This is a genomic window from Streptomyces sp. NPDC046915 (assembly GCF_040644935.1).
In the GTDB taxonomy this organism is placed as follows: Bacteria; Actinomycetota; Actinomycetes; order Streptomycetales; family Streptomycetaceae; genus Streptomyces.
This window is the reverse complement of sequence record NZ_JBEYXB010000042.1, coordinates 17,862-40,572: the sequence shown is the minus strand read 5'-3', so window position 1 is coordinate 40,572 and position 22,711 is coordinate 17,862. Positions and strand designations below refer to the sequence as shown.

Annotated in this window: 19 protein-coding genes; 8 read left to right on the top strand and 11 right to left on the bottom strand. The window is 71.0% G+C overall.

All coding sequences use genetic code 11. The annotated features are described in order from the left end of the window. Positions 1-90 precede the first annotated feature (90 nt). Positions 91-1,419, bottom strand: coding sequence for an LCP family protein (locus ABZ915_RS47335; protein ID WP_361817280.1), 1,329 nt, complete (start codon positions 1,417-1,419; stop codon positions 91-93). Between the two features lie 119 nt (positions 1,420-1,538). Between ABZ915_RS47335 and ABZ915_RS47330 the strand changes: the two genes are divergently transcribed. Continuing rightward, complete coding sequence (locus tag ABZ915_RS47330) at positions 1,539-2,096, top strand: acyl-CoA thioesterase (protein ID WP_361817277.1); 558 nt, start codon at positions 1,539-1,541, stop codon at positions 2,094-2,096. A gap of 57 nt (positions 2,097-2,153) precedes the next feature. Here the strand turns inward: ABZ915_RS47330 and ABZ915_RS47325 are convergent, their stop codons facing one another. Beyond that, complete coding sequence (locus ABZ915_RS47325; protein ID WP_361817286.1) at positions 2,154-3,521, bottom strand: LCP family protein; 1,368 nt, start codon at positions 3,519-3,521, stop codon at positions 2,154-2,156. Positions 3,522-3,815: 294 nt separating this feature from the next. Here ABZ915_RS47325 and ABZ915_RS47320 point away from each other — a divergent pair, with 294 nt between their 5' ends. Beyond that, complete coding sequence (locus ABZ915_RS47320) at positions 3,816-4,844, top strand: glycosyltransferase family 2 protein (RefSeq protein ID WP_361817274.1); 1,029 nt, start codon at positions 3,816-3,818, stop codon at positions 4,842-4,844. A 28-nt stretch (positions 4,845-4,872) separates the two neighbouring features. Here ABZ915_RS47320 and ABZ915_RS47315 read toward each other — a convergent pair whose 3' ends face one another. The 5 genes from ABZ915_RS47315 to ABZ915_RS47295 form a co-directional block, all read right to left on the bottom strand. Further along, positions 4,873-6,516 carry an LCP family protein gene (locus ABZ915_RS47315; protein ID WP_361817271.1) on the bottom strand — a complete coding sequence of 548 codons (1,644 nt, stop codon included), beginning with the start codon at positions 6,514-6,516 and terminating at the stop codon, positions 4,873-4,875. A gap of 236 nt (positions 6,517-6,752) precedes the next feature. Further along, a complete protein-coding gene (locus tag ABZ915_RS47310; protein ID WP_361817268.1) occupies positions 6,753-8,372 on the bottom strand; it encodes an LCP family protein in 1,620 nt (539 codons plus the stop codon). 115 nt (positions 8,373-8,487) lie between these two features. After that, positions 8,488-10,251, bottom strand: a complete 1,764-nt coding sequence (locus ABZ915_RS47305; protein ID WP_361817265.1) for an LCP family protein — start codon at positions 10,249-10,251, stop codon at positions 8,488-8,490. 230 nt (positions 10,252-10,481) lie between these two features. After that, positions 10,482-11,669 carry an LCP family protein gene (locus tag ABZ915_RS47300; RefSeq protein WP_361817263.1) on the bottom strand — a complete coding sequence of 396 codons (1,188 nt, stop codon included), beginning with the start codon at positions 11,667-11,669 and terminating at the stop codon, positions 10,482-10,484. A 119-nt stretch (positions 11,670-11,788) separates the two neighbouring features. Beyond that, a complete protein-coding gene (locus ABZ915_RS47295) occupies positions 11,789-12,544 on the bottom strand; it encodes a TIGR03089 family protein (RefSeq protein WP_361817260.1) in 756 nt (251 codons plus the stop codon). Between the two features lie 111 nt (positions 12,545-12,655). On the opposite strand from ABZ915_RS47295, the gene ABZ915_RS47290 reads away from it, so the two are divergent. The 5 genes from ABZ915_RS47290 to ABZ915_RS47270 all read left to right on the top strand — a co-directional run bounded on the left by ABZ915_RS47290 (position 12,656) and on the right by ABZ915_RS47270 (position 17,779). Then, on the top strand, positions 12,656-14,074 hold the full coding sequence (locus tag ABZ915_RS47290; protein WP_361817257.1) for a peptidoglycan recognition protein: 1,419 nt from the start codon (positions 12,656-12,658) through the stop codon (positions 14,072-14,074). A gap of 108 nt (positions 14,075-14,182) precedes the next feature. After that, positions 14,183-15,265, top strand: a complete 1,083-nt coding sequence (locus tag ABZ915_RS47285) for an NDP-sugar synthase (protein WP_361817254.1) — start codon at positions 14,183-14,185, stop codon at positions 15,263-15,265. Between the two features lie 93 nt (positions 15,266-15,358). Continuing rightward, entirely contained in the window at positions 15,359-16,177 is an 819-nt protein-coding gene (locus ABZ915_RS47280; RefSeq protein WP_361817252.1) for an NAD(P)H-binding protein, read from the top strand. A gap of 37 nt (positions 16,178-16,214) precedes the next feature. Beyond that, complete coding sequence (locus ABZ915_RS47275) at positions 16,215-17,216, top strand: AraC family transcriptional regulator (protein ID WP_361817250.1); 1,002 nt, start codon at positions 16,215-16,217, stop codon at positions 17,214-17,216. A gap of 14 nt (positions 17,217-17,230) precedes the next feature. Further along, a complete protein-coding gene (locus ABZ915_RS47270; protein WP_361817247.1) occupies positions 17,231-17,779 on the top strand; it encodes a DUF1772 domain-containing protein in 549 nt (182 codons plus the stop codon). A gap of 34 nt (positions 17,780-17,813) precedes the next feature. Here the strand turns inward: ABZ915_RS47270 and ABZ915_RS47265 are convergent, their stop codons facing one another. From ABZ915_RS47265 to ABZ915_RS47250, 4 genes are all read right to left on the bottom strand, one after another. Then, positions 17,814-18,815: a DNA-3-methyladenine glycosylase 2 family protein gene (locus ABZ915_RS47265; RefSeq protein ID WP_361817245.1), complete on the bottom strand. Its 1,002-nt coding sequence runs from the start codon at positions 18,813-18,815 to the stop codon at positions 17,814-17,816. A gap of 64 nt (positions 18,816-18,879) precedes the next feature. Next, positions 18,880-20,214 (bottom strand): coenzyme F420-0:L-glutamate ligase, encoded by a 1,335-nt coding sequence (locus ABZ915_RS47260; protein WP_361817242.1) that lies wholly within the window; start codon positions 20,212-20,214, stop codon positions 18,880-18,882. Then, positions 20,211-21,170 carry a 2-phospho-L-lactate transferase gene (cofD, locus tag ABZ915_RS47255; RefSeq protein WP_361817240.1) on the bottom strand — a complete coding sequence of 320 codons (960 nt, stop codon included), beginning with the start codon at positions 21,168-21,170 and terminating at the stop codon, positions 20,211-20,213. The genes ABZ915_RS47260 and cofD overlap by 4 nt, the downstream gene beginning before the upstream one ends. 48 nt (positions 21,171-21,218) lie before the next feature. Continuing rightward, complete coding sequence (locus ABZ915_RS47250; RefSeq protein WP_361817237.1) at positions 21,219-21,725, bottom strand: cysteine dioxygenase family protein; 507 nt, start codon at positions 21,723-21,725, stop codon at positions 21,219-21,221. Between the two features lie 615 nt (positions 21,726-22,340). Here ABZ915_RS47250 and ABZ915_RS47245 point away from each other — a divergent pair. Beyond that, on the top strand, positions 22,341-22,604 hold the full coding sequence (locus ABZ915_RS47245) for a WhiB family transcriptional regulator (protein ID WP_132852983.1): 264 nt from the start codon (positions 22,341-22,343) through the stop codon (positions 22,602-22,604). Positions 22,605-22,711 lie beyond the last annotated feature (107 nt).

The window sequence follows — 22,711 nt, the reverse complement described above, 5'->3', positions numbered from 1 at the left end:
GAGCGAGTAACTCCCACTCCTGATCGGTGAGTTCATGGCGACGTATCACCCCACCATGATCCACCACCCGATGATCTTTGAAGACGGACCCTAGTTGCCGGCGACCGTGACCTTCTGGTCGTCCTTCAGCTCGCTCACCAGCGTCTTGACCTTCGCCTTGTCCCAGACGAGGTTGCCGCCGGTCGAGCCGGAGACCGGCATGTTCATCGAGGTGCCGTCACCGCCGCTGACGCCCTTCATGGCCCAGAACATGGAGGCCAGGTCCCACAGGCTCATGTCCTTGTCGACGGTGAGCGAGTCCAGGCCGGCGCCCATCGTCGGGTAGAACTTGAACGGGTTCAGCACCGTCGACGGGGTGGCCACCTGGTGGGCCAGCGCCGACAGGAACTTCTGCTGGTTCTTGGTGCGCTGGAGGTCGGACGCGGCGAACGCGTGCCGGGTACGGACGAAGGCCAGGGCCTGCTCGCCGTTCAGCGTCTGCTTGCCCGACTTGAAGTCGGCGCCCGAGTACTTGTCCTTGAAGCCCTTGTCGATGTCGATCTCGACACCGCCGACCGCGTCCACGATCTTCGCGAAGCCGGCGAAGCCGATCTCCACGTAGTGGTCGATGTGCAGGCCGGTGTTGTACTCGACGGTGCGGACGAGCAGCGTCGGGCCGTCCTCGGCGTAGGCCGCGTTCAGCTTCGTGTGGCGGCCGGTGCTCTTGTACTCCTTGCCGGAGGTGGAGCCGACGTACGACGGGATCTCCACGTCCGAGTCGCGCGGCAGCGAGACCAGCGTGTCGCCGTTGTCGCCGACGTGCAGGATCATCATCGAGTCGGTGCGCTGGCCCTCGGCGGAGCCGGTGTGCAGCTTCTTCTTGTCCTCGGACGTCATGCCCTTGCGGCTGTCGGAGCCGACGATCAGGTAGTTGGTGCCCTTGCCCGCCTCCGGCCGGTCGATGACCTTCGACAGGTCGACGTCGCGGTGGAGCTTGGAGTCGGCCCAGAAGTAGGTCGCCACCGAGGTGACGATCAGCACGGTGGCCAGCGTGATCGCGGTCCACTTGATGCGGCGCCGCCAGTTCGGCCGCGGCCGGTAGCGCCCCATGTCCGGATCGGCGTCGTTGTCGTTGGGCACGAAGCCGCCGCCACCGTGGCCACCGTAGACCTGGCCCGTGTTGTAGCCGCTGTCGTACTCGCCGTAACCGCCGTCGTGTCCCTGGCCGTCGACGTACGACGGCTGCTGCGGGACTCCGCCGCCGTACGGCGGGGCCGCCTGGCCGGGCGCGCCGTACCCGCCCTGGCCGGGCGGGCCCGCCGGGCCGCGCCGGACCTGCCGCATCACACGGGCGCCCTCAGGCTGCGCGCCGCCGGCACTCCCGCGTCCGTAGCGCGGGCCGCGGTTCTCGTCGGACCATCCCTCGGGCCAATCATTCATGGGCCCCAGTGTGCCGGGCTCGACCAGGTGTCTTACAAGGGCTGTCGGAAAATCAGGGCGCCGCTGTTGCGAACCCGACACAAATTCCGCGAATGTCGCTCCGGCATAAGGTAGGGGCCATGACAGACCAGGCCACCGCAGCGGAGTCGGGTACGCCGGACATCTCCGGCAAGCCCACGTCCGCGTCCCGGACCACGCTCAGCCACATCATGACCCACAACGACACGAACCTGCTCGGCACGGTGCACGGCGGTGTGATCATGAAGCTCGTCGACGACGCCGCGGGCGCGGTGGCCGGCCGGCACAGCGGGGGTCCCGCCGTCACCGCGTCCATGGACGAGATGGTCTTCCTGGAGCCGGTCCGCGTGGGCGACCTGGTCCATGTGAAAGCCCAGGTCAACTGGACCGGCCGGTCCTCGATGGAGATAGGCGTCCGGGTCCTGGCCGAGCGCTGGAACGAGTCCACCCCGGCCACCCATGTCGGTTCCGCCTACCTGGTCTTCGCCGCGGTCGACGCCGACGGCAAGCCCCGCCGCGTCCCACCGGTCCTCCCGGAGACCGACCGCGACAGGCGCCGCTACCAGGAAGCCGAGATCCGCCGCACCCACCGCCTGGCCCGCCGCCGCGAAATCCGAGAACTCCGCGAGAGGCGCGCGGCGGAGGGGTACGAGGACTGAGGGCGCAGGGGCCAGGGGCCAGGGGATTCGAGGGCTACGAGGACGGGGCGGTGTGCGTCAGCACCGTGCCTCGTCGCCCCGTACCACCGTCGCCTCGGCCTGGCCGTTCGCCGACTCGCCTCTCACCTTTCGTACGCCCTTGAAGTCCGATCCGGCGATCACCTTCAGCATCGGGCCCTGCCCGTTGGCCGGGCGGAGCTCGCTGCCGGGGAGGGCCGTGGCCAGGGACTTCGCGGAGCGGTCCCAGCGGGGGTCGTAGAGGATCACCGTGCGGCCCACGTTGTGGCCTGGCGCGTCGAGGGGCAGGTGGGTGGTGGCGAAGCCGGTCGCCGACAGGGCCGTGTCCACCCGCCGGCCGAGGCCCACCGTGCCGGTGCCGTTCATCACCTGGACGCGGATCTGCTGCGGGGCCACCTCCACCGGGACCACCGTCTCGCCCCGCGGCCGGCGCGCGGGCGCCAGCGGCTTGTCGTCGCGCAGGGCCTGGAACAGCTGCTCGGCCTTGGGCCCGTCCCACTTCAGCGTCGAGCCGATGCCCTTCACCGGGTAGGACAGCTGACCGATGGGGACGGTCGTGAACTCGGACGAGGAGGGCGAGAAGTTCCGCATCGCCCGGCCCAGCTCCAGCAGCTCGTCCGTGCCGAAGCCCTCGTCCGCCCGTACCGAGCCCAGTACCGCCCGGGTCACGTCCCGGAACCGCATCGGGTTCAGCAGCACCCCCGACGAGGTCGCCCGCTCGACCAGCGACGCCAGGAAGCGCTGCTGGCGCCGCATCCGGCCCAGGTCGCTGGCCCCGTCGACGTGCCGGGCGCGGACGTACTGAAGGGCCTGCCCGCCGGCCAGGGTGTGCGTGCCGGCCGGGAGGTCGAGGCCGGTGTAGCCGTCCTTCAGGGGCAGCGGGGTGCAGACCTGGACGCCGCCCAGCACGTCCACGGTCTTCATGAAGCTGGTGAAGTCGACCTCCAGATAGTGGTCGATCTTCACATGGGTCATGCTCTCGACGGTGCGGACGGTCAGCTGCGGCCCGCCCTCCGCGTAGGCCGCGTTGAGCTTGAGGGGATGCGGGCCGTGCCGCTGCCCGGTGGCCTCGTCGACGTGCGCGGGCGCCTCGGCGTAGGAGTCGCGCGGCAGGCTCACCACACTCGCCCGCCCCCGGTCGCCAGAGATGTGCACGATCATGATCGTGTCCGTGCAGTGGCAGGGCGCGCCGCCCAGCCGGTACTTCCGCCGCTCCCGCTCGCCGATCTTGTCCCGGCCGTCGGTGCCGACCAGCAGGATGTTCATGCCGTGACCGGCCCGCGGTCGGTTCTTCATGTCCCTGAAGGCGTCGACCCGGGCGATGCCCGCGTCCAGGCTGCTGACCACCGCGTGCCCGATCCCGGCGGAGGCCAGCACCACCACCGACAGGGTGGTCACCGCCCGCATGGCCCAGCGCGGCCGTCTCCGTCCGGCGGGTGGCCGCGGCACCCGCTGCGGCTGCCGGGGCGGTCGCGGGCGCTGCTGGGGCCGTGCCGGAGAGCTCGGCGGCGTGACGGGCATGGGGACACCTCCGCTGGGGCTTCGGGCCCCCCGGGTCCCAGGGCTTGTCAGGACAGGCCGCTGCGTCCCGGGGCCGTTCGAGGGAACGTGAGCACCGTAGGCCCATACGATCTCCGGCCCGCGGCAGCGACCCGGCGGCGCGCACGGGTGTTCCCCCGTTCGCGGTAACGTGAGCCCCCTATGAACGCCAACCCCGACGTGCGGCTCCCCGCCGTTTCTGTGATCATGCCCGTCCTCGACGAGGAGCGGCATCTGCGCGGGGCCGTCCAAGCGATCCTCGCGCAGGAGTACGCCGGCGAGATGGAGGTGGTGATCGCCCTCGGCCCGTCCACGGACCGTACGGACGAGATCGCCGCCGAGCTGGTCGCCGAAGACCCCCGCGTGCACACCGTCCCGAACCCGACCGGCCGCACCCCCGCCGCGCTCAACGCCGCGATCAAGGCCTCCCGCCATCCGATCGTGGTCCGCGTCGACGGCCACGGCATGCTCTCGGCGAACTACATCGCCACGGCCGTACGGCTGCTGGAGGAGACCGGCGCGCAGAACGTCGGCGGCATCATGCACGCCGAGGGTGAGAACGACTGGGAGCACGCGGTCGCCGCCGCGATGACCTCGAAGATCGGTGTCGGCAACGCCGCCTTCCACACCGGCGGCGAGGCGGCCCCGGCCGAGACCGTCTACCTGGGTGTCTTCCGGCGCGAGGCGCTGGAGCGGCAGGGCGGCTACAACGAGGAGTTCATCCGCGCCCAGGACTGGGAGCTGAACTTCCGTATCCGCGAGGCGGGCGGGCTGATCTGGTTCTCGCCGGAGCTGAAGGTGTCGTACCGGCCGCGGCCGAGCGTGCGGGCGCTGGCCAAGCAGTACAAGGACTACGGCCGTTGGCGGCACGTCGTCGCCCGCTACCACGAGGGCTCCATCAACCTGCGCTACCTCGCCCCGCCGACGGCGGTGTGCGCGATAGCGGCGGGGATCGTGGTGGGCGCGGCCCTGACCCCCTGGGGTCTCGTGATCCCCGGCGGCTACCTCGCGGCGATCACCGCCGGCTCGGTGCCCGCGGGCAAGGGCCTGCCGCTCACGGCCCGGCTGCGGATCCCGGTGGCCCTGGCCACCATGCACATGTCCTGGGGCTGGGGCTTCCTGACCAGCCCCCGCGCCCTCGCCAAGAAGGTCATCGCCTCGCGCCGACCCGCGGTGCTCGCCACCGACTGAGTCCGCGCGAGGCGCTCGTCGGCCCGGGCTACCAGGTGTAGCTCGGGTTGACGTGCATACACTGCTTCTTGTCCGCGCCGTTGATCACCTGCGCCGTGTCCGGGGTCGAGTCGTCCTCCTTCGGCGCGGTGTACTTGGTGCCCGTGCGCCAGTCGGCGCCGACGACCAGGGTGACCCCGGTGACGTCCGTCGACTTCTTCACCGCGGACATCGGGATGCCGAGCGCCTTGGCCACCCGCTGGGCGTCCCCCTCCAGGTCCGCGCTCGGATAGCGGATCAGCGTCGTGGCCTCGCTCGGGGCCGCCGAGCGGTCCGACACCGACTGCGTGAAGCCCTCGCCGACGAGGAGCTGGGCGATCGTGTTCGCCCGTCCGGAGACCGGGGCCAGCGTGTCGGATCCGGTGCCGTTCTGCACCTGTACGGCGATCTTGTCGTCGGCGGCGGCCGGGTCCGAGCTCGTCTTCGGCTTGGTGGGCTTCTTCTTGCCCTTGCCGTCCAGGGCGATGTCGTCGCGGACCAGCCGGAACAGCTTCGCCGCGTCCTCCGGCTTGGGCACCACCCGGCCACTGGTGGGCGACTCGTACTGCCACGGCATCGTCGTCATGGTGATGCGCTTGGTGGGGACCTTCTTCAGCTCGTTGCTCAGGTCGTACAGCTTCGCGACCGTGCCGAGCCCGTTGTCGACCGTCAGCGCCTTGGTGGCCGTCTCGGCGAGGTCCTTCAGCTTGCCCGGGTTGCTGAGCGTGGCGTTCTCGCGCAGCTGACGGACCATCGCGTTCATGTACTGGTGCTGGGCCTTGGCCCGCGCGATGTCGGTGTTGTCCTCGAAGCCGTACCGCGTGCGCAGCCACTGGAGGGCCTGGACGCCCTTGACGTACGTGGTGCCCTTCGTCAGCTTCAGGCCCGAGCCGTGGCCGCTGCTGTCCTTGGAGTGGATGTTGGCGTCCACGCACACCGGTACGCCGCCGATGGCGCCGGCCATCGACACCACACCGGAGAAGTCGATCATCATGAAGTGGTCGATGTGGATGTCGGTCAGCTTCTCCCAGGTCGCCACCGTGCAGCCGGGGCCGCCGCGGCCCAGCGAGTCGTTGGTGATGTGCGACGTGAGGGCGTCGTAGACCTTGTTGTCGTCGGGGTCCGTGCACTTGGGGATGTCCACGAGCGTGTCGCGCGGCATGCTGACCACCGACATGTTGGTGCGGTCCGCCGAGAGGTGCAGCAGCATCTGGACGTCGGCGCGGGGCGCGGTGTTGAAGGTGTCCTTCGCGCCGCCGAGCTTCTGGTCCTCCTTGTTGTTCCGCCCGTCCGAGCCGATCAGCAGGATGTTCAGCGGCGTCTGGCCGGCCGCGTTCGCCTTGGACTCGGCCGCCCTGTCCTTGGCGTCGCCGATGTTCAGGGGGTCTTTCTTGATGTTGCCGTTGAGGTGCTGGTAGTAGAGGTATCCGGCGCCGGCCGTGCCGAGTATCACCACCGCCAGCACCGTCGCCGACCAGCGCAGGGCACGCCGTCTGCGCGGCGGGTTCTCCTGCGTACCGCTCTTGCCACCACCCTCGCCGCCCCCGCCGCCGCGGCGTCTCCCGCCGCCGTGCCGGCCGTGCCCGGCCGAGGCGCCGCCTCCCTGCGGTGCGAGGGACTTCGTGTCCTCGACCGCGGGGACCTCCCCGCTCATGCTGCTCCGCGCCAACTCCCAGCCCTCCCCACCCTGCGCCCTCACCGGGCACGCCCTTGCCCCTAGTCAGACGCACGAGAGGCTCATTGGGTTACCTCTCAAAAGGCACCCACGTCGTCCGTCGCGGACCACGCGCCCGGTTTCGCCCGACCCCTGCGGACTTGAGCGCGCCACATCATTCTGCAACCAGTTAGGAGTTCGCTGTGCGGTCCCGGCGGGGAGCGCGGGCCGGTGTCCTAGGTGCGATACGGGCTGTACACGTCCATGCACCGTCCGGTGTCCGCGCCGTTGATGGCGTCGGAGTTGCCGGGCAGATTCCCGGCCTTCGGCTTGGACTGCTTCGGGTAGGACGAGCCCGTCCGCCAGTCGGCGCCGACGACCACGGTGACCCCGGAGACGTCGGTCGACCTCTTCACCGAGGACAGCGGGACACCGAGCGACCGGGCGACACGCTGTGCGTCGCCCTCCAGATCGGCGCTCGGGTAGCGCACGACGGTCCTGCCCTCGGACAGCCCGGCGGTGCCGTCCATGGTGGCCTTCGTGAAGCCCTTGCCCACGAGTTCCTGGGCGATCGTGTTCGCGCGGCCGCCGACCGGGCCCAGCGTCGCGGACCGCGTGGCGTTCCGCACCGTGACGCCGATCCGGTCGTCCGTGGTGGAAGGGGCCTTGGTGGCCGGCTTCTTGCCCGCGGCCTGCTTCGCCGCGGCGGCCTTGCCCTTGCCGTCGAAGGGCACGTCGTCTCGGAGCATCTCCCACATCTGCTCGGCGCGGGCCCCGTCCGGCAGCAGGTGGTCGCGGTTCCGGTCGTCCTCGACGGCCGGCATCGTCGTCATGGTGATGCGGTCGGTCGGCACCGTCTTGAGCTGCGTGCCCAGGTCGTAGAGCTTCTTGACCGTGCCGATCTCCTCGGAGACCTTCAGGGACTTGGTGGCCGCCTCGGCCAGGTCCATCAGCCGGCCGGTGTCGGTGAAGACGTTCTGCTGCTTCAGCGTGCGGATCATCGAGTTCAGGTACATGTGCTGGGCCCGGGCCCGCAGCGGGTCGCTTCCCCACGCGTGCCGGGTGCGCAGCCACTGAAGGGCCTGCTTGCCCTTGACCTTGTGCGTTCCGGCGGCCAGTCGCAGGCCGGAGCCGCCGGACACGCCGGGCAGCGGACGGTCCCACACGTTCTGCCGCACGCAGACGTCGACGCCCCCGATGGCGTCGGCCATCCGCACCACGCCCGCGAAGTCGATCATCATCCAGTGGTCGATGTAGATCCCGGTCAGGTTCTCCCACGTGGCCAGGGTGCAGCCGGCGCCGCCGCGGGCCAGGGACACGTTGATGATGTCGTTGGTCGCCGGGAACTCGTGGTGGGTCTTCGGGTCCTTGCACTTGGGGATGTCGACCCGGGTGTCCCGCGGAATGCTCACCACAGAGGCGCTCTTGCGGTCGGCGGACAGGTGGATCAGCATCTGCACGTCGCCCAGCGGAGGATTGCCGCGGTCGTTCCTGCTGCCGCCCAGCTTCACGTTCTCGTCGGAGTTACGGCTGTCGGAGCCGATGAGCAGGATGTTGAGCGGCGTCTGCCCGTCGGCGTTCGGCCCGGCCTTCTCGGCCTTGGCGTCGCCGCTGCTGCGCTCGCCCTTCTGGATATTGCCGTTGAGATGCTCGTAATACAGGTATCCGGCGCAGGCCGTGCCGAGTATCAGGAGCGTCAGCGTCGTCGCGGACCATCTCAGAACGCGGCGCCCCCGCCGGGGCCGCTGTCTGCCGGGGCGGCTGTCGGTGTCCGCACCGCCGCCCTCGCTCTCGTTCGCCGTCCGGTGCCGGACGCCACGCGGCGTCCGCTCCTCCCCCTGCACGTTCTGCGTCACTTCTCCCCGTCCTCCCCACCCTGGCACCATGAAAAGGGCCTGTCCTACGCCCTGTTAGACGTAGAACAGGCCCATCCGGTCACCTCATCGGCGACCGCCGCCCGAATTCAGTGGCTCATGAGGCGCACTGCACCTTGTCCGCCGTGGACTTGTCGACCTTCGGCGCCTTCGTCGGAGTGCTGAGGGGGACGCCCGCACCCTTGAAGTCCGTGCCCAGGGTGAGCGTCATCGCGGGCAGCCCCTGGGAGTTGGTCACGCTCTTCCCGGGCTTCATGGCGGATCCGGAGAGCCCCATGATGGCGGCCAGCCTGCGGGCCTGGGCCGCCTGGTCGGGCCCGTACTCGAGCGTGGTCTTCTTCAGTGCGGCGGGGGCGTTGCCGGCGTTCTCCGACCTCGTCACGCCCTCGTCGTTCTGGAGCCAGTTGAGGGCCGCCTGCGCGCTGCCGGACGCCGCTCCGCCGTTGAGGATGCGCACCCGCACGTCGGAGGCGGCGGCCTTGGTGCCCTTGAGCCGGGCGGCCTGCGCGTCCTTGGCCGCCTTCTGCTTCTTCTTCACGTCGCTGAAGGACACGTCGCCCTTGATCGCGTCGAAGACCGCGGGAGCCGTCGAGTTGTTGAGCACGACGGTCGTCTTGACCTTCTCGGCCGGGTTGTCCACGACGGGCACCGTGGTGAAGGTCAGGTTCTTCGGGTTGAGCTTGCCCAGTTCCAGACCCAGGTCCTTCAGCTTGCCGATGCTGTCCAGCTTGTCGTCCACGGTCAGCGCCTTGGTGCCGGCCTCGGCCAGCTTCAGCATCTTCGTCGGGCTGGAGAGCGTCGAGTTGGAACTCAGCTTGCGCATCAGCGCGCTGAGGAACTGCTGCTGGAGCCCGATCCGGCTCAGGTCGCCGCCGAACCCGACCGAGTGCCGGGTGCGCACGAACGCCAGGGCCTGCTCGCCCGAGATGTTGTGCGTGCCCTTCGACAGCTTCAGGTGCGAGTCCTTGTCGTCGATGTTCTTCCCCAGGCAGACGTCGACCCCGCCGACCGCCGTGGTCAGCGTCTTGACCGCGTTGAAGTCGGCGACCATGAAGTCGTCCGGGGTGATCCCGGTCAGCTCGGTGACCGTGCGCATGGTGCAGCTCGGCGTACGTCCGTCCTGGCCCAGGCTGGTGTTGAAGCGGACGTTGTCCGTGCCCGGGATGACCTTCTTGGAGCCGTCGGACTGGGTCGTCGGGCAGTCGGGGACGTTCACGATCAGGTCGCGCGGAATGCTCAGCGCGGTCGCGTTCGTCCGGTCCTTGGAGACGTGCAGCAGGATGTTGGTGTCGGCGTGACCGACGCTGCCCGCGTCACCGTAGCCCTCGTTGCCCTTGCCGGTGCGCTTGTCGGTGCCGATCAGCAGGATGTTGATCGCCTCGTCCTTGCGGAAGCCGCCTGTGCTGGCTCCGTCGTCGGACACCGAAGTGATGTTGTCGTTCAGGTGCTTGATGTAGAGGTAGCCCGCGGCCGACACGGCGACCAGCACGAAGGCCATGGACCCACCGGTCCACAGCAGTATCTTCTTCGCCTTCGACTTCTTCTTCACCGGACGCCGGTTGCGGCGTCCCGGCGTCGGCTCGGGGGGGCCTCCCCGGCGCCGGCGCGGACCGGGAACCTCCGACACGAGGGTGTCACGGGCCCCGCTGTCCGGACCGCCACGCCCCGGCGCCGCGGTCCGGCCGCGCGCCGCGGTTTTGCCTCCGCCGCCGCGGGGGGACGCGGATCTACGCGGTCCCGGAACCGTCGATTGCGCTGCGGAAGTACTCAGTCGCAGTTCGTATTCGCCGGTGTTCGGATTGAGCACCCACTGGTCTGCGGGATCGATGTTGTCCGCCCGCCCACGGCCTTGCGCGTCCACGGTTGTCTGAGTCCTCCGTCGGGGCCACGCGGCGCCTTCCCCCCACAAGGCGCTCGGGTCTCGGTCAATCAGTGCACGACCCCAGGACGGACCTCGCGGTCGGATGCACTGGATCGCTCACACTATCCGCCCAGTTCAGCGTCAGGCGACGACAGTGACAAATTCCACCTCCCTACACCAGGGCAATCCACCCCATTCCCATGGGCGGAGGTTCGCTCTTGGCGCTGGTTTTACTCGCAGGTGTCCTCGGCGGCGGTGCTCCCGCGGAAGGTGGGAGTGGGGGAAGGGGCGCTTCGCAGGTCGTCGGGGCGGCGGTCGTTGTGAGAATCCCGTGTGACTTCCCGCGCGACTTCCACCGGCTGGTCCGCCCGCAACCGCGCGAAGAGTTTCTCGGCTTCGGGTTCCACCAACTGGTCGCGATTGGAGTTGTAAACGTACGACTCCCTTGGAACAGTCAGAAAACGCACCTCTTCGGTAGGGATGTCCCGCAAACCGCGCACCAGTTGGTAAAGGCCGCGCAGACTCGCCAGTTCCGGATCGGTGGTGAGCGAGGAAGTGGCCGCGTCCAGCACCGGATAGAGCTTGACCGGGTTCAGCAGGACATCGTCGCTGCGCACCTTGTTGACGAGCGCCCCGAGGAACCGCTGCTGCCGGTCCATCCGGTCGGTGTCGCTGCCGTCGCCCAGGGACTTGCGGGCCCGCACATAGCCGAGCGCCTGCTCGCCGTCGAGCGTCACCTTGCCCGCGGGCAGCCGCAGTCTGGCGTCCTTGTCGCTGATGGGCTCCTTCAGGCACACCTCCACACCGTCCACGGCGTCGACCATGTCCTTGAAGCCGCTGAAGTCGATGACGACGTGGTGGTCGATCCGGATGTCCGTCAGTTTCTCCACGGTCCGGATGGTGCAGGCCGAACCGCCCATCTCGAAGGCGTAGTTGAACATCGCGAACGTCGGCTCGCTGCGGCCGCCGTCCGCCCGCCGGCAGCCCGGCACGTCCACCATCAGGTCGCGGGGCAGGGACACGGCGGTGGCGCTGCGCCGGTCGGCGGCCAGGTGCAGCAGGATCGTGGTGTCGGACCGCTCGCTGCCCAGGTCCCGTCCGTACTCGCCGTTGCCGTCCCCCGCGCGCGTGTCCGACCCGATCAGCAGGATGTTCTGCGCGTCGCGCACCAGCGCCGTGGGCCGCTCCCGCTCGTACCGGGCGAGCTCGGCCGCGGCCGCCTCGTCCGGCGTGATGTTCGCGCTGAGCTTCGCGTACACCGCCCACCCGCCCCCGACCGCCGCGACCACGACGATCCCGATCCCCAGGGCCGCCGCCTTCGCCCACCGCCGCCGACGCCGCCGTGCGAGCCCCTCACCGGTGGCGGCGGCGCCGGGGCCCGGGGCCGGTCCGGAGGGCGTGCCTGCGGTGTCGGTCACGGCGGGGCCACCCCCTCATGGCGTACGAGCGTCATGCCCTGGTTCTTACGACCATGACGCGTGGGGGAGACCGGAGGGGCTTCTTGCTACTCCGAACGGGTGAACGCCGGGCGGCCCCCTCAGTGGCGCGCGGCGGTCACCCGCTCACTCTCGATCCGCTTGGCCAGAGCCTCCTCGTCCAGCCGCTCCAGGTGCCGGCACAGCACCACGGAGCCCCCGGTGGCCAGCGGCGCGTACAGCCCCGCGCTCAGCCCTTCCCAGGTGTCGTACGGCAGCGCGGACAGCAGCCGGGACCCGGGTCCCGTGAGATCCAGCGCCGGAGCTTCCCGGAGCGCCCGCTCCACCACCTCGGCACCCGTCAGCTCCGCCCCCGCGACGATCAGCGCCGGCTCCTCGGGATCCACCGGCGAGAACGGCGCGAACCGGTCGCCCTGGGCCGGGACTTCCACGGCGTAGTCGGCGAAGCCCTCCGGGGGCTGCGGGAACCGTCCGCCGAGCGGCCGCAGCGCGAGCGCGACCCGCTCGCCGCGGCACGCCCGCGCCGCGTCGAGTGAGTCCGGCCCGCTGACGACGACGTCGGCCGCCGCCGGATCGCCGGCCACGTCCGCGACCACGCCCACCGACGAGCAGGCCAGCAGCCACACGGCCGTCTGCCAGTGCGCGGGCAGCAGCAGCGCGACCCGGTCGCCGGGTCCGGCGGCGAGGTCGCCCTGGAGGAGGTTGGCGGTCTTGGCCACCCAATTGGCGAAGGTGGCCACGGACAGTTCGACGCGTTCGCCCGTGGCGTCGTCGTAGAAGGTCACCAGGGGACGTCCGGGATCCGCGGCGAGCGCGGATCGCAGCAGGTCGGCGGGGGTGCGATCGGTGGCGTTCACCCGCGCAAGCGTACGCGGCGGCCCGGCCCGGCACCGCGCGGCGGGGCCACCGGTTCGGCGGAACCTCAGCCGACGGTCCGTCAGTTCCCGGATGGACAGATTTATATGACTATGTCCAAGATCAGGAGCATGCGTGGATTCCTCACTTCTTCGATCGGCGTCTCCTCGGTCGGCGTCACCTGCGCCGCCGCCCTCGCCCTGCCGCTGACCGTGCCCGCGACAGCCGCTCCCGCGAGACCCGTCGGGGGGCGTGCGGTCGCATCCGCGGTCCCCGGCGGCACCCAGTCCCTGCCCCTGGTGCCCCTCACCCGGGACCGCGCCCACGGCGCCGCCTCCGAACAGGGCCTGCACCGCGACCACGTAAGGCACTTCTCGCTCGTCGGCGTCGTCTGGGACGACCCCGGCACCGAACTCCACGGTCACGTCCAGGTCCGTACCCGGGCCGCCGGCACCGGCAGGTGGTCCGGCTGGCAGGACGTCGAGACGCACAACGCCGACCACGGCGCCGACCCGGACACCGCGGAGCGCGCCTCCGGCCAGGTGCGCGGCGCCACCGCGCCGCTGTGGGTGGGGGATTCGGAGGGGGTCGACGTACGCGTGCGGGCGGACGACGGGACGGAGCGGGGCGACGGGGACGAGGGGGCCGGTGACGGAGGCCGGACCGCCGGCTCCCGCGCACCCCTCCCCTCCGGTCTGCGCCTGGAACTCGTCGACCCCGGTGACGACCCCCCGCCCGCCGGGCCCCAGGCCGACGTCCCGAGCACCGGCACCCTTCAGGAGGCCGAGGCCGCCGCCTCCGCCGTCAACACCGACCTCGCGCCCTTCGGTGCCACCGAGATCCCGGCCCTCGGCAGGGCGGACACCGAGATGCAGCTACTGGCCCTGCGCGGCGACCGGCTGACCGAGGCCCAGCGCAGCAAGCCGCACATCGGGCCGCGCCCCCGCATCGTGACCAGGCGCGGCTGGCGCGCGGACGAGTCGCTGCGCGAGAAAGGGTTCGTCTACACACAGAAGGTCAAGGCGGCGTTCGTCCACCACACCGCCTCCGGCAACAACTACCGCTGCTCACAGGCACCGTCGGTCATCCGTGCCATCTACCGGTACCACGTCCGCAGCATGGGCTGGCGCGACATCGGCTACAACTTCCTCATCGACAAGTGCGGAACCATCTACGAGGGCCGCGCCGGAGGAGTGTCCAAGGCGGTCCGCGGCGCACACACCCTCGGGTTCAACGCCAACAGCATGGGCATCGCCGTGATCGGCAGCTACGGCAAGAGCAAGCCGTCCTCCGCCGCCGTGAAGGCCATCGCCAAGCTCACCGCGTGGAAGCTCGGACTCTACGGGGCCAATCCGCGCGGAAAGACATATCTCAAGTCGGGCGGTGGCAATCTGTATCCAAAGGGGAAGAACGTACGACTGAACGTGATCTCCGGCCATCGGGACGGATACTCCACCGACTGCCCGGGGAAACGGCTCTACGCCAAGCTCGGCTCGGCCCGCTCCACCGCGGCGCGCTACCAGGGGCGCTGACGGGCGGGGCGCACGTCCATCGCCGTCGGGGGCGCTGTCGCACGGTCTGCATACACTGGCCGGCCGAAACACAGTTCGGCCGGTCCCGGCAGGAAGCAGAGACGACAGGTGACAGAAGCGATCCTCCTGGTCGGCGGCAAAGGCACCCGGCTGCGCCCGCTCACGGTGCACACGCCCAAGCCCATGGTCCCGGCGGCCGGGGTGCCGTTCCTCACCCACCAGCTGGCCCGGGCCAGAGCGGCGGGCGTGGACCACATCGTGCTCGCGACGAGTTACCTGGCCGAGGTCTTCGAGCCGTACTTCGGCGACGGCGCCGCGCTGGGCCTCCACATCGAGTACGTCACCGAGGAGGAGCCCCTCGGCACCGGCGGAGCCATCCGCAACGTGGCCTCCCGGCTGCGCTCCGGCCCCGACGAGCCGGTGCTGATCTTCAACGGCGACATCCTGACCGGACTGGACATCAGGGCGCTGGTGCGCACCCACGAGGAGACGTCCGCGGACGTGTCCCTGCACCTCACCAAGGTCACCGATCCCCGCGCCTACGGCCTGGTCCCCACCGACGACACCGGCCGCGTGCTCGCCTTCCTGGAGAAGCCGCAGACCCCCGAGGAGATCGTCACCGACCAGATCAACGCCGGGGCGTACGTCTTCCGCCGCTCGGTCATCGACACCATCCCGGCGGGCCGGCCGGTGTCCGTGGAGCGCGAGACGTTCCCCGGCCTGCTGGCCGCCGGGGCCCACCTCCAGGGCATGGTGGACTCCACGTACTGGCTCGACCTCGGCACGCCCGCGGCCTTCGTCCGCGGCTCGGCCGACCTGGTCCTGGGCCGGGCCCCTTCCCCCGCCGTCCCCGGCCGCTGCGGCGACCGCCTGATCCTGCCGACGGCCACGGTCGCGCCCGACGCCAAGCTGACGGGCGGCACGGTGGTGGGCGAGGGCGCGTTCGTCGCCGAGGGGGTCCGGGTCTTCGGCAGCACCATCCTGCCGGGGGCCGTCATCGAGCCCGGTGCCGTCGTCACCGACTCCCTCATCGGCGCCCACGCCCGGGTCGGCGAGCGCTCCGTCCTCACCGGCACGGTGATCGGCGACGGTGCGGTCGTCGGGGCCGACAACGAACTGCGGGAGGGCGTGCGGGTGTGGTGCGACGCGCGCATCCCGGCGGGGGCGGTGCGGTTCTCCTCGGACCAGTAGCCGGTGCGGGGGAGGGATCCGCGTAGACGCCTGCTTATGGAACTGAGCGTTGTGGCTATGGTCGTCGCCACCTCGCCGCAGTTGACTGAACGCATGACCAGCACACACCGGACGACCCTGATCATCGGCGGCACCGGCAAGACCGGGCGGCGTGTCGCGCAGCGACTGACCGCCAGGGGCCTGCCGGTGCGCGTCGGCTCACGCACCGGCGAACCGCCCTTCGACTGGGACGCTCCCGACAGCTGGGAGCCGGCGCTCGACGGAGTCACCGCCGTCTACGTCACCTACCATCCCGATCTCGCCTTCCCCGGAGCCGCCGAAGCGGTGGGCGCCCTCGCCGAGTCGGCCGTCCGCAAGGGCGCGCGCCGGCTGGTGCTGCTCTCCGGGCGCGGCGAGGAGGGCGCGGTGAACAGCGAGGAACGGCTCAAGGCCGCGGGCGCGGACTGGACCGTCGTGCGCGCCAACTGGTTCGACCAGAACTTCAGCGAGAGTTTCTTCCTGAAGCCGGTCCGGGCCGGACAGCTCGCGTTGCCGACCGCGGACGCCGTGGAACCGTTCGTCGACGCCGACGACATCGCGGACGTCGTGACTGCCGCCCTCACCGACGACCGGCACATCGGCCGGACCTACGAGCTGTCGGGCCCCCGGCTGCTGAGCTTCCACGACGTGGCCGCCGAACTGTCCGAGGCCACCGGCCGCGAGATCACGTACACGCCGGTCTCCCTCGACGACTACCGCCTGACACTGCGGGAGAACGGTCTGCCGGTCGAATTCGCCGACCTCTTCGGCCTCATCCTCGACGGGCGCAACGCCAGTGTCACGCAGGGCGTGCGGGAGGCTCTCGGACGGGAGCCCGTGGACTTCGCCGAGTTCGCCGGGAAGACCGCCGCCACGGGCGTCTGGACCGTCTGACGCCTCGGTCCGCCTTCCCTCCGCGAGAGGTCATCACATGGATGTTCTGGCCGGCCTCCTCGAAGGCCTGAAGGCACGCGGCTCGTTCCTGCTCCAGTCCGTCTTCCGCCCGCCGTGGTCCCTGCGGGTCGAGGACCGTGCCCCGGTGTCCCTCGTCACCATGGTCTGCGGCGATGCCTGGGTGATGCCCGACGGCGGCACGCCGGTCCTGCTGAAGCCGGGCGACCTCGCGGTGCTGCGCGGACCCGACCCGTACACCGTCGCCGACGACCCGGACACTCCCGTGCGCGTCGTCGTCGACGCCGACCAGTGGTGCACCACCGTCGACGGCGCCGACCTCACCGACATGACGGCGCTGGGCGTGCGCACCTGGGGTGTCGCCGGCGGACCGGAGACGTCCGTCATGCTCAGCGGCACCTACCAGGCCCCCGGCGCGGTCGGCCGCCGCCTCCTCGACGCCCTCCCCGCCCTCCTCGTACGCCCCGCCGAAGGCGCCGACGACCCGCTGATCCCCCTTCTCGCTCAGGAGATCACCCGTGACGAGCCCGGACAGGAACTCGTCCTCGACCGCCTCCTGGACCTGCTCTTCGTGGGCCTGCTGCGCGACTGGCTCAGGGAACCGGAGTACGGCGTCCCCGCCTGGTACCGCGCGCAGTCCGACCCGACCGTCGGCCCCGCCCTGCGACTCCTGCACGACAACCCGGCCGAGCCCTGGACGGTGGAGTCGCTGGCCCGGAAGGTCGGCGTGTCCCGGGCGAGCCTGGCCCGTCGTTTCACCGAGGTCGTGGGGGAGCCGCCGATGGCCTATCTGGCCCAGTGGCGTCTCACCCTCGCCGCGGACCTGCTCTGCGAGCCGGACGCGACCCTGACCAAGGTGGCCCACCGGGTCGGCTACGGCAGCGCCTTCGCGCTCAGCTCGGCCTTCAAACGCGTGCGCGGCGTGAGCCCTCAGGAACACCGGGCGACGGGCGGCGCGGCGCAGGTGCTGTCCCCGCCGCCACCTTCCAGGACGGTCGTCCTGGGCCACCGACCTTGCTGAGAGAGGCCAAGCCCATGTCCATGAACCCGTCCCTGTCACGCCGTTCCGGTGGCGCGGCCGGAGTGCTGCTCGTAGTGGCCTGTGTCGCGATGGCACTCCTGGCGGGCCTGTTCTTCGCCTACGACCTGTCGATCATGCCGGGTCTGTCCCGGCTGGACGACGCCGCCTATCTCACCGCCATGCGGAACTTCAACGACGAGATCGACCACAGCGGTCCGTTCGCGGTCGTCTTCCTCGGTGCCCTGGTGGCCACGGTGTGGGCCGCGGTCGCCGAGTACCGGCGGGCGCGCAAGGGCGCGGCACTGTGGGCCGCCGCGGCCGGTGTGCTCTATCTGGCCGTACTGGTGGTCACCGTCGCGGTGAACCTGCCCCTGAACGGCGAACTCGCCGATCTCGGCGACCCGGCGAAGGCCGCCGACCTCTCGGTCGTCGACAGGTTCAAGGGCGTCTGGTCGGCCATGAACATTGTGCGTACGGTGCTGACCACGGCCGCGGTGGGCTGCCTGGCCCAGGCGCTGAAACTGCACGGCCGGTCCACGACCGCGGCTGTGCCGCAGAGCTGATCTCACCCTTGGCCGACGTCACTGCCGACTGACGTCACAGCCGGCCGATGTCCCCGACGGGCATCCGTGGAGCCCTGCGCGGCGGCACACGTCCGCTCAGCAGGATCAGCCGGGCCGCCCGGTGCCGCTGCCCCGCATAGGGCTCCAGCAACTCCAGCATCGCGGCGTCGTCCGCGCTCCGGTCCCCGGCCAGCGCCCACCCGATGATCCCCGGCAGGTGCAGATCCCCGACCGTCACCGCGTCCGCCGCCCCATGACTGCGCTGCACGGTCTCCGCCGACGTCCACGGCCCGATCCCGGGTATGACCTCCAACCGCGCCTGCGCGGCCTCGGGCGTCATCCCGACCGCCTCCTCCATCCGGGCGGCGACCCGCACGGCCCGCAGGATCGTCGACGCCCGCTTGTTGTCGACCCCGGCCCGGTGCCACTCCCAGGAGGGGATCAGCGCCCACGCCCGCGGCTCCGGCATCACGTACATCCGTTCCGGGGCGGGCCCCGGCGCCGGCTCCCCGAACTTCCGCACCAGCAACCGCCACGCCCGGTACGCCTCGACGGTCGTGACCTTCTGCTCCAGGACCGACGGGATCAACGACTCCAGCACCAGCCCCGTCCGCGTAAGCCGCAATCCCGGCCGCCGGTGCCGGGCCATCGCCACCACGCGGTGCCGGGGCTCGAACGCGGAGGGATCGTCGGCGGCACCGAGCAGCTCGGGCAACCGCTCCAGCAGCCGCTCGGCCCCCGGCCCCCACGCCTCGCCGCGCACCTCACCGCCGTACGCCGACACCCGCAGCGTGCCCGGTCCCGCGGGCGTCCGGCTGGCCCGCCACACGGACCCGTCCGGCGCCGCGCGGAAGGTCGGATCCCCGGGGCCGCGCCTCAGCGGCCCGAGCACCAGCCCGAGATCGAGCGGCCCGTCCGGCACCCATGTACGCACCCGCCCCGGCCCGGTGGACTGCCGGGGGACACCGGCGGGCACGGCGACATGCCCACCGCGCACGGTCGTACGCGTGGGCCGCGGAGCGAAACGTCCTGCCACGAATGAGATCCCTGGGCTGCCGGAGCTGTGTTACGAGACTAGGCGGTCCCGCGGAGGAGACCGGTCAGCGCACCTCGATGAACGCCCCCGCCTCCCGCTCCGGCCGGGGCCGCGGCTCCTCGGCCGGATGGCCGACCGCCACCGCTCCCATCGGATCCCAGTCCGCGGGCAGGTCCAGCACCTCGCGCACCACGTCCCGGCAGAACATCGTCGACGACACCCAGGCCGAACCCAGCCGCTCCCCGGCCAGCGCGACGAGGAGGTTCTGCACCCCGGCTCCGGTGGCGACGACGAACATCTCCCGCTCGGCGCCGTCCCGCCGAGGGTCCCCGTAGGTGTGCGAGCCGTCCATGACGAGACACGGCACCACGAGATACGGAGCGTTGCGCAGCACGTCACCGCGCCGCACCCGCTTGGCGATGGACTCCTCCGTCTTGCCGTCCCGCCGCAGGTCGGCGATCCAGGCATCGCGCATGGCATCGAGCAGCCGCGTGCGCGAGGCCTGCGACTCCAGCAGCACGAACCGCCACGGCGTCGTGTGGTGCGGCGCCGGCGCGGTCACCGCCGCGGCCACCGCCCGCCGTACGGCCCCGGGGTCGACCGGCTCGTCGGTGAAGGCCCGTACCGTACGCCGCTGGGTCACCGCCTCCCGGACCGCCTCGGAGGTGCCCAGCCGGAACATGTCGTCGCGCGCACCCCGGACCATGGCCCGCGCCCCTGTGCCGTGGTCCTCGGCCACGGTGTGCGGCAGCCCGCGCAGCACGGCGACGGGCAGCCCGGCGGCCTTGCCCTTGACGAGGTCACCGGCGGCGGCCAGCTCGTCCGCCGTGGCGACGACGGTGGCGGAGAGCGGATTGCCGTGCGCGTCCGTGTCCCCGCGCAGGTCGTCCAGCACGTGCACGCCCGCGGCGCCGATCGCGACGTCCGTGAGCCCCGCGCGCCAGGGTCGCCCGAAGGTGTCGGTGACGACGACCCCGACGTTGACGCCGAGCGCCTCCCGCAGCCCGTCCCGGATGGCCCGCGCGGACGCGTCCGGGTCCTCGGGCAGCAGCAGCACCGTGCCGGAGGGGGTGTTGGAGGCGTCGACCCCGGCGGCGGCCATGACCAGGCCCTGCCGGTTCTCGACGATCCGCAGCGGGCCGCGCCGCGCCACCACCCGGACGGTCTCGGCATCGATCGCGGCCTCCCGGTCGGCCGCCTCGACGATCCGGCCCTCCGCCTTGGACACGATCTTCGAGGTGACGAGCAGCACGTCCCCGTCGGCCAGCCCCGGTTCGGCACCGGCGATCACCTTGGCGAGGTCGTCGCCCCGCTGCACCTCCGGGATCCCGGTGACGGCCCGGACCCGGTACTCGGGCACGGCACCGCCCTCCGGCCGCTGGGACACTCCGCCGCTCACGCCCGCCGCACCTCCTCCGCCAGGGTCAGCGCCTCCTGGGCCATCCGCGCGGCCGCGTCGACGTCGGTCATCATCAGCGGCACGGCCCGGCAGCGGATGCCGGCCGCCTCGACGCGGTCGACCGTGCCCGCGTCCACGGTGTCCACCAGCCAGCCGTCGAGCAGACCGGAGCCGTAGTGTGCGGCCACCGCCGCGGCCGTGGACTCGACGCCGACCGCCGCGAGCACCTTGTCGGCCATCCCGCGCACGGGCGCGTCCCCGACGATGGGGGACAGGCCCACCACCGGCACGCCTGCGTCGGCGATCGCCTCCCGGATGCCGGGCACGGCGAGGATCGTGCCGATGGACACGACCGGGTTGGACGGCGGGAACAGCACGACGTCCGCTTCCGCGATGGCCTCCAGCACACCCGGCGCCGGCTTGGACTGCTCGGCGCCGACCGGCACGACCGCCTCCGCCGGGACCGAGGCCCGCAGCCGTACCCAGTACTCCTGGAAATGGACCGCCTTGCGCTCGCCGTCCACCTCGACCGCGACATGCGTCTCCACGCGGTCGTCGGTCATCGGGATCAGCCGGACGCCCGGCTTCCAGCGGTCGCACAGCGCCTCGGTCACCGCGCTCAGCGGATATCCGGCGCTCAGCATCTGCGTCCGCACGATGTGCGTGGCGAAGTCCCGGTCGCCGAGCCCGAACCACTCGGGTCCGACCCCGTACGCCGCGAGCTCCTCCTTGAGGTGGAAGGTCTCGTCCTCCCGTCCCCAGCCCTGCTCCTCGTTGATGCCGCCGCCGAGCGTGTACATCACCGTGTCGAGGTCCGGGCAGACCTTCAGCCCGAAGAGGTGGATGTCGTCCCCGGTGTTGCCGATGACCGTGACGTCCGCGTCCGGCACGACCTGCCTCAGACCGCGCAGGAACCGGGCACCACCGATGCCGCCTGCCAGAACCACAATGCGCATGGAAGCAGTCTTGCAGGCGGGTACGACAACGCGTCAGGCAAGTCGGCGTCAGGCAGTCACCGGACGCGGCTCGGTCCTTCCCTCGCAGTGCGGGGAGGTGTGCATGGGCATCTCGGTGAGGCCCGGGTAGTAGACGTGCAGGCTGACCGCGGGCTCCAGCGCGTCGTTGACGACCTCGTGCGCGTACCCCGGCGCGAAGACCCGCTGGGCCCCCTCGCCCAAGGCGCGCGTGCCCCGGCCGGTCCGCTCGGTCAGCGTGCCCTCCAGGACGGTCAGCACGCCGGAGGAGTGGCCGTGGTCGTGCAGACCGGTGCCCTGGCCCGGCACCCAGGACAGCAGCCACACCTCGTAGCCGGGGCCGGTGCGCAGCCGGTGGTACCAGCGGCTCGTCGCGTCGTACTGGACGAGGTGCGCCCACTGGGAGCGGTCGGCGGCGATGTCACGGGCCAGGCCGACGAACTCGGCGACGGTGGCCGGGTGCTCGCGCGGGGCCTGGAGCAGGTGCGGGACTTCGAGGATGTCGCCGGCGATCTGGAGGTCGTTGTCGCTGTTCATGGGGGTGCGGTGGGTCCTCGGCGGAAGAGTGGGGCCAGGGATGAAGACACGCAGCCGAGTCGGGACGGACTCAGGCGCAGCCGGAGCGGGGGGAAAGGCTCAACAGCTGGGACAGCAACAACAGCTACAGCGGGCGCGGGCAGCACCGTGGGACCCGGCGGGGCGGGTCGAGGTGAGTGCCGAGTGCGCGAGCATGCCCACAAGGACAGCGGTTCACACCCCTCGTGTCAACTCGACGCCCGGAATGTGGGACATGTTTCACCTCATCCGGTTCATTCCTCAGGTGAAAGGTTTGTTCATCGGGTTGCCGGGACACATGGGGTCCATCCAGGCGCACGGGGCTCGTCGGAACGCGATCGAACTCCTGGGCGTCTTTCTCCGTACAGGTATCTGTGTGGGGTGGGAGGCCCTCCTGGGCCTCGTCTGCGTGTCAAGGTTTATGGCGATTTGAACACTTTCCGCACGGCCTTGGTTCCGCAGAGTGAATAACGGGCTCAATAGCAGATCTCGGCTTGACTCTCCCGGAGCGGCACACTTGTAATTTCACTCGTGTCGTTCAGCCGAAATCGGTAACGGCCACGACCACGGGGACGCGAAGACAGACGAGGGGCGCACATGACCGAGCTGGTGCAGCAACTGCTGGTCGACGACGCGGACGAGGAACTCGGCTGGCAGGAGCGCGCGCTGTGCGCCCAGACCGACCCCGAGTCCTTCTTCCCCGAGAAGGGCGGCTCCACCAGAGAGGCCAAGAAGGTCTGCCTCGCATGCGAGGTGCGTTCCGAGTGCCTCGAGTACGCCCTCTCAAACGATGAACGATTCGGTATCTGGGGCGGCCTGTCCGAGCGCGAGCGGCGCCGCCTGAAGAAGGCCGCGGTCTGACGCGGGCGGAGACCCGGCACAGGCGACACGCAGATCGGACACGGGCGACGCAGCGACCGGGCACAGACGCCGGGCCCAGTGCCGGTACCGGCACATATGACGGCAAA